Origin of the sequence: Kribbella sp. NBC_00662, from assembly GCF_041430295.1 — a bacterium.
Taxonomy (GTDB): Bacteria; Actinomycetota; Actinomycetes; order Propionibacteriales; family Kribbellaceae; genus Kribbella.
The window spans coordinates 5669190-5684144 of sequence record NZ_CP109029.1 but is presented as its reverse complement, the minus strand read 5'-3'; the positions used below and the strand labels follow the sequence as shown (position 1 = coordinate 5684144).

Genomic DNA, 14955 nt, shown 5'->3' with positions numbered 1-14955 from the left:
ACATGAGCCAGGCCCCGGACGTCGACTACTCCGCCACCTCGCAGCGCCCTGTCTGGGAGTCGTTGCCGGCCGGTCTCCACCAGGCGCTGGCTGTTGCCCTAGGCACCGAGATCGCCGCGGTCTCGGCGCCGGTCAGCTCCGGCTTCACCGGTGGGTTCGCGGCTCGCGCCCAGCTGGCCGACGGCCGCCGGGTCTTCATCAAGGCCGCACCCGACAGCACCCACGCGTACGGCGCCTACCAGCGCGAGGCGGAGGTCGTCCCCCGGCTCCCGAAGGCCGTCCGGGCGCCCGCGATCGTCGCCACCGCACACGCCACCACCTCCTACGCCGCCGCAGCTGCGACCGCCTCCGCCCCCGTCGGCGGCGGGGACAGCGGGGACAGCGACTGGTTCGCGGTCGTCTCCGAGTGGGTGGACGGACGGATGCCCGGAACGCCCTGGACTGCCGACGACTTCGACCTGGTGACCGCCGCCTGCGAGGCGATGGCCGAGGCGTTGCGCCCCAGCCCCTTGACCGGGCTGATGTCATTCGGGGAGTTGGTCGGGGAAGACGTTGCCGTGCCCGCGCAGATCCTGGCAGGTGAGCGGGAGCTGCCGGTCGGCATGCAACCGTGGCTGACCCGGGTGCTGCCGGAGCTGGCCGAGTTGGCGGCGGCAGGACCGGAGATCCTCGTCGGCGACACCGCGATGCACTCCGACCTGCGTCCGGACAATCTCCTGATCGACTCGCACGGTGTCTGCTGGGCAGTCGACTGGAACTGGTTGACCCTCGGCCCGCGCTGGGTCGATTGGGCCGGCCTGCTCCCGACCGCGCAGCACAACGGGATCGACACGTTCGCCGCGATCAAGCGCAGTCCCCTGACCGCCGACGTACCCGGCGAACACCTCGACGCCTTCATGGCGGTCATCGCGGCCTACATGTTGAAGAACACTGATGCACCGCCCCCACCCGGATGTACGCCGGCCTTGCGCGAGCACCAGCGGTTCTACGCGTGGACGTACCTCGACTGGCTCGCCGTACGCCGTGGCTGGTGAGCGCCTACTGTTGTTGTATGACCAAAGGGCCGGCCACCAGGTTCAAAGTCGAGGTGCTCGATGGTGAGCGGACCTCGCGGCGTGAGGACGTCGTCACCACCGAGGAGCCGCTGGAGCTGCGGCTGGAATGGCCGGGGCGGCCGCCCGAACCGCTGGTCGTCACGATGCGGACGCCCGGGTCCGACTTCGAGCTCGCCGCCGGCTTCTGCCTCGGCGAAGGGTTCGCTGTACGGCCGGACGCGATCCGGACGGTTGCTTACTGCACCGATGTCGCGCTGACCCGCGAGCAGCAGTTCAACACTGTCACGGTCACCTTCGACGGTCCCCCGGACCGCGAGCCACCCCAGCGGTACGGCGTCACATCGGCCGCCTGCGGGGTCTGCGGCCAGCAGAGCCTCGACGAGCTCGCCGAGCGCGAGTACGACCCGGTGGACCCGGTCGAGGTCCCGGTCGACGTCGTACGGCGGTTGCCCGATCTTCTCCGCGAGGGGCAGACCACGTTCAACCGCACCGGCGGACTGCACGCGGCGGGCCTGTTCACCGCCGACGGCCGCAAGATCGTGGTGAAGGAGGACGTCGGCCGCCACAACGCCGTCGACAAGGTCGTCGGCTGGACCGTCCTCAACCACCACAGCCGCAAGGGTCTGGTCCTCGCGGTCAGCGGCCGCGCCGGCTACGAGATCGTCCAGAAGGCCGTCGCCGCCGGCATCGGCATGATCGTGGCCGTCAGCGCCCCCTCCAGCCTCGCCGTCGACCTGGCCCGCCAGTCCAACATCACCCTCGCCGGCTTCACCCGCGGCGAACGCTGCGTCGTCTACTCGGCCCCGGAGCGGATCACGCGTCCAGCTTGATGAAGGTTGCTTTGGGGACGTATTCGTAGCGGTCGGGCATGCAGGTGAGGATGATGATCTGGCCGTGGTCGCCGGCACGGCCGAGCAGGGCGCCCATGTCGCGGAGGCGGGCCTTGTCGGACCAGCCGAGGGCGTCGTCGAAGATGACGGGGACGCTGCCCTCACCGGTGCTGACCAGGTGGCTGATCGCGAGGCGGGTGATGATCGCCAGCTGCTCCTGAGCGCCGGTCGACAGCGCCTCGACCCGCAGCCGTACGCCGTCCAGCTCCCGCTCCGCGACCGCGAGATCGTCGTCGAGCCAGATCCGGAACGACGGCCCGTAGACGCTGCGACCCAGCGATTCGATCCGGGTCTGCAGCGGTTCGGAGTACTTCGTCTGTGCCTCGGCCCGATGCCGGCTGAGGGTCTCGTACACGCGCCGCGCCGCCTCCGCCCGGCGCTCGAGGCTGTCGTGTTCCGCGCGTACGGCGGCCAGCTCCAGGTCGGCCACGTCCCGCCGGGTCGCGAGCCCGTCCCGCCCGGACTGCTCCAGCCGGCCCTCCGTCGTACGCAACGCGTCGCGCAACGTGTCCCGCTCGCTCTGCAGCCGCTTCGCCACCGCCAACGCGTGCGTCAGCTCGCCCGCGACCTCGTCCGCCCCGGCCGCATCGGCCTGTTCCTGTACGACGGTCAGCTCCTCGAGCACCGCCTCGACCTCAGTGGTCGCCTCGGTCTCAGCCGCGGACACGGCGTCGTCGTCCAGCACCGCCCGGGCGGCCTCGAGCGCCTCGATCGCAGACGCCAAGCGCTCCCCCGCCAGCTCCGACCGGGCCCGTGCGTTCTGCGCCTCGGACCGATCCTCGTCGGCCGCCTTCCGCGCCTGCGCGGCCGCGAACTCCGCGTCCGCCAGCAACCGCTCCGCCTCGGCCAGTCCGCTCCGCGCCTCCTCGAGCACTCGCTGCGCACCCGAAAGGTCGTCCGCAGCCGGCGCGGGCTCGTCGACGTCGTCGAACAGCGTGTCGTGCGGCGACGCGAACTCCGCGAACTCGGCAAACAGCGACATCTGCCCCGGGACGCCTTCAACGGCGGGCTTACCGGACTCCTCGGCCTCGTCCTCAGGACCCAGCCGCGCAGACAGTACGGCGATCCGCTCCCCCGGATCGCCTCCGGCCGTCAACGACTTCTCCGTACGCCGGGCCTCGTTGAGCTCCGCCGTCGCGGTGTCGGCCTTCCGCAGCAGCTCCCGCGCGGCGGCGACGTCCTTCACGCCGGCCTTCTTCAGCAGGTCCTTCTCACGTCGTACGGCGTCGTCGAGCCGCGACCGCAGCGTCGCCGCCTCGCCGCCGGCCCGCACAGTCACCTCGAGCTGACCCGGTACGCCGATCACCAGCTCGCCCGAGACGAGCACCTCGGTCGCCTCGTCGAACCCGAGCTCCGACGGCACGGCCCCGTCGAGACCGGTCCCCGACAACTCGACGGGCTCCGCGCCAAGTCGCCGTACCGACACCTCGGGTACACCGGCCGCGAGCGCCGCACGCGCCTCGACGACTGCCGCCCGAGCGTCCTCGAGCGCCGCGACGATCGCATCGTCGACCTTGATCCGGTCCAGGATCGTCCCGGCGGCCGCGATCCGCGCCCGTACGTCGACGAGCTCGGTCTGCTGCCCGAGCAATCGAGCCAGCTCGGCGCGATCCATCAGGTCAGAGACCCGCCGCTCCGCCGCCTGCACGTCCGTGCGCCGGAGGTCCTTGAGCTCGACCACCTCTGCCAGCGCGGCTTCCGCCGCCTGCACCATCTCGGCCGCGGTCTTGGCGACCAGGTCGGCGTCCGCCCGTTTTGTGGCCAGCTCGGCCTCGAACTTCGTGAACCGCTCGACCTCGTCCAGCAACCGCTCACGGTCGAGCCGGGTCCGCGTGTGGTTCTCCAGTCTGGCCCGCGCGGTCTCCGCCCGCGAGCGAACCGAGTCGCGACGAAGCAGGATCTCGTCGGTCGCCTTCTTGCGCTCGCGCAGCTCCTCGACCGACTTCAGGTGGTCGGACAGCCGGGCGTCGACATCGGAGAGGTCGAGGTTGAGCCGCTCGGCCCGCCGGATGTCGGACTGCACCTCCTCCATCGCCTGCAACGCCTGCGCCGCACCCAGCTCGGCCGCCGACACCGCTTTCGCGGACCGCGCATAGTCGCCGGTCGGCTTCCCGCGCGGCGTCCAGTACCGCAGGTACTCGTGCTCGACCGCAGTCACCAACGGCATCGACGCACCGTCGACCGGTGTCCCGGACTCGGCGGTCACCGCGGTGATCAACGGCTCCGCGTCGGCCGGCGTTGGCAGCACCAACGACTGGCCCTGGCTGACCATCAAGGTCTGCCACAGCACCGGGTCGACGTTCTCGTGGAACAGCCGCTCGGCCTCGTTGTGCGCCTCGCGACCGGTCCACGACTGCCGCCGGCCGTCGGGCTCGACGATGGTCAGCTCGGTGGAACGGTTCTTCAGCCAGCGCTTCGAGTACGTCAGCTCGCGACCGCCGAGGCTCAGCTCGGCGGTGACCTCCGGCCCGACGTCCTGACCGACCGGCTGGATGTCGCGGATCCGGGTCGACTTCGAGTCGTCAGGCAGCTCGAAGATCAGCCCGAACGCCTCGACCAGGCTGGACTTCCCGACCTCGTTGTCGCCGACCACGACGGTGGTGCCGAGCGCGCGGAACCGGACAATGCGCTCTTTGACGCCACGGAAGTCCCGTAGCGCCAAGCTGTGCAATCTCATCCCGCGTCCCGCGCCAATCGGTGCATCAACGACAACGCCGCACCTGCGCCCTCGTCGCCGCCGGCCAGCGCCTGCCGGAGCTCCTCCATCGCGGCACGCGCCGGACCGCTCAGCTGCAGCGACTCCAGGTCGGCCGCGTCCGGAGCGGGCCGGACGGTCCAGAACTTGGCCCACCGCTCCACGCTGGCGAACACCTCGCCCTGCGCGTCGATCATCGCGTCCAGCCGGCTCAGCAACGGCAGCGGCAACGAGCCGTCGCCGGCCAGCCGCACGTACGTCCGTTCCTTGTCCGGCAGCTCGGCGAACCAGTCCTCGAGCGCCTGGATCGACTCCTCGTCGAACAGCTCGACCCGGTGGTCGACCATGTGCCAAGCGCCGACTCGCACGGGTTCAACCTCGATGGCGTCGGCGGCGATGGTCACCTTGAGCACGTTGCCCGGTGCGTCCTCCTCGGGCGACGTGACCTCCTGCGTCCCGGAGAACCAGATCCGCTCGGTCACCTTCGTGGTCGAGTGCCGGTCGCCGAGCCCGACGTACTGCAGCCGGCCGTCCGCGACCGCGGCCTCGAGCGCCGTCTGGTCGATCGTCGGTACGTCGGACATGCCGCCGGACAGGCTGGTCAGCTGACCGTGCGCGAGCAGGATCCGGATGATTCCGGGCCCGGGCGTGAGGTCGGCGTACCCGGGCGCGGCCGGATCCGAGAGCGGACGGCGGGAACGCCACGGGGCGCCGACGATCTCCACCCCGGGCACGATCTGGAAAGGCGTCGTTTCGGTCAGGACCGTCACGTGCTCCGGCGCGTGCCCCTGCCACTGGCTCGACGTCCACAGCGAGCCGGGCTCGAGCGCGTCGTGGTTGCCGGGCAGCAGCACGACCGGCACCGGGATCCGCTTGAGCGCTTCACACGCCCGCAGGATCGTCTGGCGCTCGACCTGGTTGTGCTCGAACACATCACCGGTGACGACCACGAACGCCGCACCGGTCCGCTCCGCGACCTCGCCGATCCGTGCGACAGCATCCAGCCGCGCCTGACCCCACCGGGCCTGGCCGTCCGGCCCAAGGAACCGGCGCATCATCCCCAGCTGCCAGTCCGAGCTGTGCAGAAACGTGATCGACTCGTCCATTGCGGGAAGAACGCTAACCCGCCCCACCGACAACCGCCCAACCCAACACACCCCAACCCCGCACCCGCCCACACTCCGGACACCCTCTCCCACCACTTTGAGCACGGGCCAACCACCGTCGCGCCCTGAGAACGGTTGGTGGGTGCTCAAAGTCGGCGCGGGAGTCGGTGGTTCGGGAGCGCGGGTCCCGCGTCAGCAGCCGTAATCCACCGGCCCTCGGACATGGGAACGGCCTACGATCCAGGAGTGGTGACCTATCTGGAGACCGAGCGGCTGATGCTCCGCCGGTTCACCCCGGCCGATGTCGAGCTGCTGGTCTCGCTGGACTCCGATCCCGAGGTGATGCGGTTCCTGACCGGTCAACCGACTCCGCGGGACGAGATCGAGAACGTCGTCCTGCCGGAGATCCTCAAGGTGTACGCCGAACATCCGCAACTGGGGACGTTCGCCGCCGAGGCCGACGGCGTGTTCGTCGGATGGTTCGGGATGCAGCCGACCAGCGACGCCAGGACCGTCGGTGTCGGCTACCGGCTGAGCCGGGCCGCCTGGGGCAAGGGATACGCGACCGAGGGCACGAGAGCGCTGATCGCGCACGCCTTCGGCCTCGGGATGGACCGGGTCGTGGCGGACACGATGGCCGTCAATCACCGTTCGCGAGCGGTGATGCGGCGATCCGGCCTGCGGTTCCTGAAGATCTACCACGAACACTTCGACCATCCGCTGCCCGGGACCGAGTTCGGCGAGGTCCGGTACGGCGTCGATCGCGCGACCTGGGAAGCTGAACGCCATGGATGACGATCGACCGTACGCCGTACTCGATATCGACGCGACGCTGTCCGACACGAGCAAGCGGATCCACTTCATCGAGCGGAAGCCGAAGGACTGGGACTCGTTCTTCGCGCACGCCAAGGAGGACGCCGTACTCGACGAGGGGCTCGCGGTCGCGACGACGCTGGCGGTCGAGCACGAGATCGTCTACCTGACCGGGCGGCCGGAGCGGCTGCGGCGGGACACGCTGAAGTGGCTGAAGGACAACGGGTTCCCGGACGGGAAGCTGTACATGCGCGGCAACACCGACCGGCGCCCGTCGACGATGATGAAGCTCGGCCGGCTGCAGCGCCTGGCCGAGCAGCGGCCGGTCGCCGTCCTGGTCGACGACGACGTCAAGGTGATCGCCGCGGCCGAGAAGGCCGGCTACACGGTGATGAGGGCCGACTGGGGACTCGATGCCGAGACCCAGCCGACCCTCTTCGAGGCCCAGGAATCCGAAGGCCGGACCTGAGACCTACCTCTACTTGCTCTACTTGCTGAGCCCCAGGATCAGCGTGTTCGGGTACGGCGGGTACTGCGGCAGGTAGAAGTTCTGCACCTTCGACCCGTGCAGGAACGCGTTCCGTGCGTAGATCAGCGGCACGACCGGTGCGTCGGCCATGATCTGCTTGTCCACCGCACCCCACATCCCGGCCGCCTTGGTCCGGTCCGACTCGGCCGTCGCCGCGGCGATCGCGGAGTCGACCGCCGGGTTGGAGTAGCGGGAGATGTTGTACCCGCCGTTGCCGATCTCCGACGACGCGAACAGCGGCTGGATGTTGCCGATCGCGGACGGGAAGTCCGGCAGCCAACTCGACACGGTCAGGTCGAAGTCCGGCTTGTTGCCGGTGATCAGGTCGGTCAGCGGCTCGGAGTCCAGCGGCTTGATCGTGACCGTGATCCCGGCCCGCTTCAGGCCCTGCTGGATCGCCTGCGCCACGCCGAGACCGGTCGTGTTGTCGGCGGCCAGCACCAGGTTGAGGTTGCTGGCCCCGGCGGCCGCGAGCATCTGCTTGGCCTTGTCCGGGTCACCCGCCGGCGGCGCCGGGAACAGGTCGAACTTGCTGAAGCCGTCGATACCCGGCGTGATCAGGGTCGTCGCGAGCTCACCGCCGAACTCCGGACCGCCCTCGGCGACCTGGACGGCCTGCTTGTCGACGGCGTACTGGATCGCCTTGCGGACCTCGGGCTTGGCGAGCGCGGGGCGCTGCGTGTTCATCGCCAGGTACATCAGAGCGCCGGAGGTCGACGTCGCCACGCGGGCCTTCACCGCGGGGTTGCCGGTGACGGTCGGGATCAGCGCGGCCGGGACCGAGGTACCGGTGGTCGCGGCGAACTTGTCGTCACCGGCGTCCGCGATCAGGCGCTGGTTGATGACATCGGGCTGCAGGCCCATGTCGGTCACGATCGAGTCCGGCAGGCCGGTGCGGGCCGGGTCGGTCGACTTGTCCCAGTTCGGGTTGCGTGTCAGCACGAGCTTCGAGCCCGGCGCGTACGACTGCACCTGGTACGGGCCGCTGGCCATCGGCTTCTCGCCGTAGTGCGCCGGGTCCGTGTCGGCCTTCTTCGGTACCGGCGAGAACGCCGGCATGCTGACGATCCACGGCCAGTCGCCGTACGGCTTGTTCAGCTTGAAGATGATCGTGGTGTCGTCCGGCGTCTCGATCGAGGCCAGCTCGCCGCCCTTGTACGGGCCGGTGTACTTGTCGCCGCCGACGAGCAGCGACTTGTGGTAGCCGAGACCGCCGGACAACTCTGGCGCGAACGACCGCTCGACGCCGTACTTGATGTCACCGGCAACGATCGGCGAGCCGTCGGAGTACTTCAGACCCGGCTTCAGCTTGTACGTCCAGGTCTTGCCGCCGTCGCTGACCTGACCGGTGTCGGTCGCGAGGTCCGGGACCAGCTCGGTCGGCTTGTTCGGGTCGGTCTTCCACGACGTCAGGCCGCGCAGCACCAGGTGGATGCCGCTGATACCCAGGTTCTGGCTCTTGGCCGGGTCGTAGCTGACCTCCTTCGCGGTGCTGAGGAAGTGCAGCGTGCCACCTTGCTCCGCGGCCGCGGTGGTGCCGCCGCCTGAGCTCGACTTGTCGTTGGCGTTGCAAGCGGCGGCCGCCAGCGCCAGTGCGGCCGCTACCGCGACCGCTCGGGTTATGCGTTTCATTGGTTCCTCTCAGAGGTGGGGGGCTCAGGGAAGTAGCAGGCGGCCCGGTGTTCAGTCGAACCTTGGACGGGCTCGAGCACCGGTCGTTCGGTCGCACAGACGTCCTGCGCCTTGTAGCAACGGGTCCGGAACGGACAGCCGGACGGCGGGTCGATGGGCGTCGGCACATCGCCGGTCAGCACGATCCGGTCCCGGTCGACACCTGGCTCCGGCACCGGTACGGCGGAGAGCAGCGCCTTCGTGTACGGATGCGCCGGCGCCTCGTAGACCTGCGCGGCCGGACCTTCTTCGACGATCGTGCCGAGGTACATGACCGCGATCCGGTCGGCGACCTGCCGGACCACCGCAAGGTCGTGCGCGACCAGCACGTACGACAGACCGAGCTCGTCGCGCAGGTCGGCGAGCAGGTTCAGCACCTGGGCCTGGACGGAGACGTCGAGCGCGGACACGGGCTCGTCGCAGACCAGCAGATCCGGCTTCACCGACAACGCGCGGGCGATCCCGATCCGTTGGCGTTGACCGCCGGAGAACTCGTGCGGATACCGCTCGAGGTACTGCTCGGCGAGGCCGACCTGCTCCAGGAGTTCGACCAACTGGGCTCGGGTCGGGCGGATCCCCTGCGCGCGGAACGGCGTACTCAGGATGGTGCCGACCGACTGCCGCGGGTTCAGCGATGCCTGCGGGTCCTGGAAGACCATCTGGATCTTCCGCCGGACCGGCCGCAGCCGGCGGCCACGCACCTTGGTGACGTCGGTGCCGCCGATCTCGACGCGGCCCTGGGTCGGGTCGAGCAGGCGGGTCGCCACGCGGGCCAGCGTCGACTTGCCCGATCCGGACTCGCCGACCAGGCCGACCGTCTCGCCCTTGCGGACGACGAGGTTCACGCCGTCGACCGCGCGGACCGCCTGCGCCTTGCGCCACGGGACGCCGCGCAGACCGAAGTACTTCTTGACGTCCTTGAGGTTCAGCAGCTCTTCGCTCACAACAGCACCTCCGGCCGCCGGCCGAGGTGGCAGGCCGCCTCGTGGTCGCCCTGACCGGGGCGCGGCGTGAGCTCGGGACGCTCCGTGACGCAACGCTCACCGACCAGATGCGTGTACGCGCACCGCGGCTGGAACGGGCAGCCGGTCGTGATCGATCCCGGCGTGGGCGGAGTGCCGGGGATCGTGGTCAGCCGCGGCTTCGGCGGTACGTCGACCCGCGGCATCGCCCCGAGCAGACCGAGCGTGTACGGATGGGCGGCCCGGAAGAAGATGTCACGGACCGTACCGCGCTCGGCCGCGCGCCCGGCGTACATCACCAGGACGTCGTCCGCGACCTCGGCGACGACGCCGAGGTCGTGCGAGATCAGGACCAACGCCGTACCGAACTCCGCCTGCACGTCGTCGAGCAGGCGCATGATCTGCGCCTGCACGGTCACGTCGAGTGCGGTCGTCGGTTCGTCCGCGATCAGCACTCTGGGGTCGTTCACCAGAGCCATAGCAATCACGACCCGCTGCCGCATTCCCCCGGAGAATTCGTGCGGGTAGCTCTCCGCGCGGCGGGCCGCGTCCGGGATGCCGACCTTGTCGAGCATCTCGACCGCCCGCTGGTGCGCCTTCCGCTTGGAGACGTCGTGGTGCAGACGGTACGCCTCGGCGACCTGCCAGCCGACGCTGTAGTACGGGTTGAGCGCGGACAGGGCGTCCTGGAAGACCATCGCGATGTCGTTGCCGCGGATCTTGCGGAGCTCGTCGTTCGGCAGGCCGTTCAGCTCGCGGCCGTCGAGCAGCACTTCGCCGGTGACCTGGGCGTTCGAGGGCAGCAGGCCCATGACAGCGGCCGAGCTGACGCTCTTGCCGGAGCCGGACTCGCCGACGATCGCGAGTGTCTCCCCCGGCGCGACGGCGAAGTCGATGCCGTCGACCGCCGGCACCGGACCGCCCTCCGTGGTGAAGGTGACGTGCAGGTCGTGCACTTCCAGCACTGGTTCAGCCATGGCTCACCCTCGGGTCGAGCACACCGTGCACTATGTCCACCACCAGGTTCGCGAGGATGATCAGGAACGCCGAGAACAGCGTCACGCCGACGACCACGGCCACGTCGAGCTGACCGACCGCGGTGATCAGCAAGTCACCGAGGCCCTGCATGCTGAAAACCTTCTCGGTCAGGATCGCACCGCCGAGCAGACCGCCGAGATCGAGGCCGAACAGCGTCACGACCGGCACGAGCACGCCGCGGAGCCCGTGGGTCGCGACCACGCGCAGCTCGCCGGCACCCTTGGCCCGGGCCGTGGTGATGTAGTCGAGGTTCAGCTCCTCGAGCATCTGCGACCGGGTCAGCCGGATGTACGACGCCGCCTGCAGGATCGCGAGCACGATCCACGGCGTGATCAGGTGCCAGGCCCAGTCGACCGGGCTCTCGGTGAACGGGACGTAGCCGTTGACCGGCACCATGTTGAGCCAGAACCCGAACACCAGGATCGCCAGCAGACCGAGCAGGAACGACGGCGTCGAGACCCCGATCAGCGCGACCCCGATCGCCAGCCGGTCCAGGATGCGGCCACGGTTCAGCGCGGCGATCACGCCGAGTGAAACGCCGAGCAGCAGCCACAGTATGGCGGCGCCGATCGCGATCGAGGCGGTGACCGGCAGCCGGTCCAGGATCAGCGTGGTGACCGGGCGGGCCAGCGGGAACGAGTACCCGAAGCAGGGCGCGTTGCAGTGCACGGCCGCCGTACCTTCACCGAAGGTGCGGCCGGCGAAGATGCCCTTCAGGAAGTTCAGGTACTGCTGCAGGGTGCTCTGGTCGAGCTGCATGAAGTGCCGCGCCTGCTCCAGGCGGTCCGGCGTACAGGGCTTGCCGCACGCCAGATGGGCCGGGTCGGCAGGGATCGCGTAGAAGACCAGGTAGACGGCGAGGCTCAGTGTGAGCATCACGAGCAGAGCGGCGAACAGGCGCCGGGTGACGAACCAGACGAGGTCGGGCATCAGTTCGTCCTCCGCAGCCGGACGTCGAACGCGTCCCGTACTCCGTCACCGAGCAGCGTGAAGCCCAGTACGGCGAAGAACAGCATGATGCCCGGGAACAGCAGGAACCACGGGTCCGCGCCGGTGTACACCCAGGCGATCGAGTCCGAGATCGACCGGCCGAGGCTGGGTGTCGGCGGCGGTACGCCGACGCCGAGGAACGACAGCGCCGCCTCGGCGCCGATGTAGCCGGGGATGGCCAGCGTCGCGATCACCAGGACCGGGCCGAGCAGGTTGGGCAGGAGCTCGCGGGTGATGACCATCCAGCCGCTCGAACCGACGCTGCGGGCGGCCTCGACGAACTCCCGGGCGACCAGCGACCGCGCCTGGTTGCGGATCAGCCGCGCCAGCCCGGCCCAGCCGAAGAAGCTCAGCACCAGGATCAGCAGCAGCCAGCGCGGGAACCTGGCCGGGATGATGATGCCGAGGGCAATCATGAAGACGAGCTGCGGGAAGCCGAAGAGGAAGTCGAGCAGCCGGGACATGACCGCGTCGTACCAGCCGCCGAAGTACGCCGCGCTGATCCCGGCCAGTGTGCCGACGACGGTCGTGATCGCGGTGACGACGACCGCGATGAACAACGACGTACGCAGGCCGAGAACCACGATCGAGAACAGGTCACGGCCGGTCAGCGGCTCGACGCCGAACCAGTGACTGCCGCTGATCCCTCCCAGCGCACCGGCCGGCGCGTTTCCGCGGTTCGGATCGAGGAGGTCGATGTGGTACGTCGTCGCGTCCTGACCGGCCAGTCGCACCAGCAGCGGCGCGGCCGCCGCGATCAGGATCAGCAGAACGACGAGTACGAGGCCGATCCGCGCGCTGCGGTCACGCCGTAGCCGGCGCAACGCCTGCCGGGTGGGCGAAACGGTCCCGGCGACCGAGGAACTCACAAGCACTCCCGACTGGTTGATTTCTTACAGCCGACAAAACCTAGGCCGCATCCTTCCACCACCGCCGTTGCATCTCGAATTCCGAGAATCTCGGGTTGATAACTGTGGATTCGGTTAGCTGAGGTCGGTTGGTTACGCTCCGCTGGTGGACAGCATGGTGCGGATCGGCGACCGGATGGTTCTGTACAACGTCGAGGGCGCCGAGGACGGGCTGCCGGCGCTGTCGTTCAGCGGTACGCCTTCGACCCGCTGGAAGCGGCCGGACGCCTTGGCGGCCATCGAGTCGTCCGGTCTGCGACTGGCGACCCCGGACCGCCCCGGCTACGGCGGGTCGACCCGCCTGCCTGGCCGGACAGTCGCGTCCGTGGTCGAGGACGCTGTCGCCGTGGCCGATGCGCTGGGTTGGGACCGCTTCGCCGTTACCGGCGGTTCGGGCGGCGGGCCGCATGCGTTGGCCTGTGCTGCGCTGTTGCCGGACCGGGTGACGAGGTGCGCGGTGATCGGGAGCAATTCGCCGCCGATCGTGGACGGTCCGGAGCCGACCGAGGAGGAGGAACTCGCGGACCCACGGCGCAATCGCACCTCTTGGCGTGCGCTGCACGGCGACCTCCGGCCCGGGTTCGAGGAGACTGCCCGGACGATCATGGCTGCAGTCGAGGCCGGTGGGCCGGAGATCCCACCTCAACCAGGAGCTGAGCCCGGTCCGCCCGCTCGCGAGGACCCTTCGGCCATGGCTCGACTGACGGCGACCTTTGTCACCAGCCACGACGGCTGGCTGGACGACCACGTCGCCTTCGCCACTCCGTGGGGCTTCGAGCTGGGCGACATCCGGGTCCCGGTCAGCCTCTGGCACGGCTCGGCCGACGAACGAGCCGGCAAGTACGTCGAGTTCCTCGCTGCCGCGATACCCCACGCCGAACGCAAGTACTACGTGGGCGGCCACATCCCGCCGGCAAATGCGTTTCGCGAACTGCTGCGCTGGCTGACACTGTCCTGATGGACCTGGCACGCCAACTCGTACGGGAGCTGTATCCGGATGCCCGAGCTGCCTGGCTCGGTGGCAGTGTGGCGCGCGGTGAGGCGAGTAGCACGTCCGACCTGGACATCACTGTGCTGCTGGACGGTCCCCCGGCGCCGATGCGGAAGTCGCTGGAGTACGGCGGGTGGCCGGTCGAGCTCTTCGTGCACACCGAGAAGTCGCTGCGTTTCTTCGCCGACAAGGACCAGGCCCGACGCCAGCCGACGATGATGCGGCTCGTCGGGGAGTCCGTCGTACTGCTGGACACAGATGGGTCCGGGGCGCGGTTGCAGCAGGAGTACCTGGCCGAGGTGGCCGCTGGGCCTCGGCCGTTGACCCCGGAGGAGCTGGCGCTGCTGCGCTACACGATCACCAACCTCCTTGACGATCTGTCGGACGCCGGCGGTGATGTGCGGCTGGCGATCGCTTCGGTGCTGTGGCAGGACGCGGCGCGGCTGTTCCTGACCGGCGCCGGTCGTTGGTCCGGCACCGGCAAGGGTCTGCTGCGGGAGGTTGCGGCGTACGACGCTGATCTCGCTGCCGCGTTGATGGACGGCGTACGGGCGGAGGACGACCGGCTGGTCGTTGCCGTCGACCACATCCTTGCCGACTACGGTGGGCGGCTGTTTGCCGGCTTCGAGCTGGGTGCGAAGCTCTAGTCGATCAGCTCCCAGCGGCGCTTCGGGAACAGGCGCACGGCAAAGACTGCGACGGCTGCTCCGATCAGGACGCCGGGGATGATCCAGCGCCAACCGGTGAAGACGCTGGTGGTCGCGACCTGGGACTGCGCCGGCGCGGGCGCCGGGGTGGGTGTCGTGACGGGCGCGTCGGCGACCGAGTAGCCGTCGTCGAGGGTGGGTCCGCCGTTGAACTCGCCGTCGAGGAGCTTGAACGAGCGGAGTACCTCGAGCAGCCGCTCCGGATCTGCAGCCCGGTGCCAGGTCGGTTTGGCGGGCTTGGTGCCGTCCATGAACTCCTCGGTAGAGATCCAGGGGCCGCCGGGCGCGTCCGGATAGATGACGTCGACCCGCCACACGCTCATGTCGTGGATCAGCCAGGTCGCACGGACGAATTTGCCGATGCTGTGGATCTCGCTGCCGACATCGGGTTTGGACGGGCCCTGGATCAGGTTCTGGAGGTCGTAGTACCGCGCGTCGTCGTAGCCGACGGCGGAGACCTTCGGCGGTGCGCTGAGCAGGACGCTGGTGGGGCCTCCTGCGTGGGCCGGGAGTGCGGTGAACGCTGTGGTGGCAAGCAGTGCTGCGACCAGTGCGAGCGTGCGACGGATCATGGCGGCTCTCCTTTCACGCTGGATACAC

At 69.4% G+C, this 14955-nt stretch carries 14 protein-coding genes; 6 read left to right on the top strand and 8 right to left on the bottom strand.

From position 1 onward, the window contains the following. The first annotated feature begins 2 nt into the window (after positions 1-2). Together OHA10_RS28300 and fdhD are read left to right on the top strand one after the other, a co-directional pair. On the top strand, positions 3-1034 hold the full coding sequence (locus OHA10_RS28300) for a phosphotransferase family protein (RefSeq protein ID WP_371401792.1): 1032 nt from the start codon (positions 3-5) through the stop codon (positions 1032-1034). 17 nt (positions 1035-1051) lie between these two features. Beyond that, positions 1052-1885, top strand: coding sequence for a formate dehydrogenase accessory sulfurtransferase FdhD (fdhD, locus tag OHA10_RS28295; RefSeq protein ID WP_371401791.1), 834 nt, complete (start codon positions 1052-1054; stop codon positions 1883-1885). Here the strand turns inward: fdhD and OHA10_RS28290 are convergent. Together OHA10_RS28290 and OHA10_RS28285 are read right to left on the bottom strand one after the other, a co-directional pair. Beyond that, positions 1869-4622: an AAA family ATPase gene (locus OHA10_RS28290; protein WP_371401790.1), complete on the bottom strand. Its 2754-nt coding sequence runs from the start codon at positions 4620-4622 to the stop codon at positions 1869-1871. The two genes, fdhD and OHA10_RS28290, sit on opposite strands and share 17 nt — an antisense overlap. Beyond that, a complete protein-coding gene (locus OHA10_RS28285) occupies positions 4619-5746 on the bottom strand; it encodes an exonuclease SbcCD subunit D (protein WP_371401789.1) in 1128 nt (375 codons plus the stop codon). Before OHA10_RS28285 ends, OHA10_RS28290 begins: the two co-directional genes overlap by 4 nt. Positions 5747-5992: 246 nt before the next feature. Between OHA10_RS28285 and OHA10_RS28280 the strand changes: the two genes are divergently transcribed. Both OHA10_RS28280 and OHA10_RS28275 read left to right on the top strand, forming a co-directional pair. Then, positions 5993-6541: a GNAT family N-acetyltransferase gene (locus tag OHA10_RS28280; RefSeq protein ID WP_371401788.1), complete on the top strand. Its 549-nt coding sequence runs from the start codon at positions 5993-5995 to the stop codon at positions 6539-6541. Further along, the gene (locus OHA10_RS28275; RefSeq protein ID WP_371401787.1) at positions 6534-7028 is read left to right on the top strand and encodes an HAD family acid phosphatase; all 495 of its coding nucleotides are present in this window, start codon (positions 6534-6536) and stop codon (positions 7026-7028) included. The genes OHA10_RS28280 and OHA10_RS28275 overlap by 8 nt, the downstream gene beginning before the upstream one ends. An 18-nt stretch (positions 7029-7046) precedes the next feature. Here OHA10_RS28275 and OHA10_RS28270 read toward each other — a convergent pair whose 3' ends face one another. Genes OHA10_RS28270 through OHA10_RS28250 form a run of 5 tightly spaced genes read right to left on the bottom strand, consistent with a single transcriptional unit; the run spans position 7047 to position 12618 of the window. Beyond that, positions 7047-8720, bottom strand: coding sequence for an ABC transporter substrate-binding protein (locus OHA10_RS28270; protein ID WP_371401786.1), 1674 nt, complete (start codon positions 8718-8720; stop codon positions 7047-7049). Next, positions 8717-9703: an ABC transporter ATP-binding protein gene (locus OHA10_RS28265; RefSeq protein ID WP_371401785.1), complete on the bottom strand. Its 987-nt coding sequence runs from the start codon at positions 9701-9703 to the stop codon at positions 8717-8719. Before OHA10_RS28265 ends, OHA10_RS28270 begins: the two co-directional genes overlap by 4 nt. Next, complete coding sequence (locus OHA10_RS28260; protein ID WP_371401784.1) at positions 9700-10698, bottom strand: ABC transporter ATP-binding protein; 999 nt, start codon at positions 10696-10698, stop codon at positions 9700-9702. The genes OHA10_RS28265 and OHA10_RS28260 overlap by 4 nt, the downstream gene beginning before the upstream one ends. Next, entirely contained in the window at positions 10691-11689 is a 999-nt protein-coding gene (locus OHA10_RS28255; protein WP_371401783.1) for an ABC transporter permease, read from the bottom strand. Before OHA10_RS28255 ends, OHA10_RS28260 begins: the two co-directional genes overlap by 8 nt. Next, positions 11689-12618, bottom strand: a complete 930-nt coding sequence (locus OHA10_RS28250; RefSeq protein ID WP_371401782.1) for an ABC transporter permease — start codon at positions 12616-12618, stop codon at positions 11689-11691. The genes OHA10_RS28255 and OHA10_RS28250 overlap by 1 nt, the downstream gene beginning before the upstream one ends. Before the next feature lie 154 nt (positions 12619-12772). Here OHA10_RS28250 and OHA10_RS28245 point away from each other — a divergent pair, with 154 nt between their 5' ends. Beyond that, positions 12773-13615: an alpha/beta fold hydrolase gene (locus OHA10_RS28245; protein ID WP_371408001.1), complete on the top strand. Its 843-nt coding sequence runs from the start codon at positions 12773-12775 to the stop codon at positions 13613-13615. Beyond that, positions 13615-14295, top strand: coding sequence for a nucleotidyltransferase domain-containing protein (locus OHA10_RS28240; RefSeq protein ID WP_371401781.1), 681 nt, complete (start codon positions 13615-13617; stop codon positions 14293-14295). The genes OHA10_RS28245 and OHA10_RS28240 overlap by 1 nt, the downstream gene beginning before the upstream one ends. Here the strand turns inward: OHA10_RS28240 and OHA10_RS28235 are convergent. After that, entirely contained in the window at positions 14292-14927 is a 636-nt protein-coding gene (locus OHA10_RS28235; RefSeq protein WP_371401780.1) for a hypothetical protein, read from the bottom strand. The two genes, OHA10_RS28240 and OHA10_RS28235, sit on opposite strands and share 4 nt — an antisense overlap. Between the last annotated feature and the right edge of the window lie 28 nt (positions 14928-14955).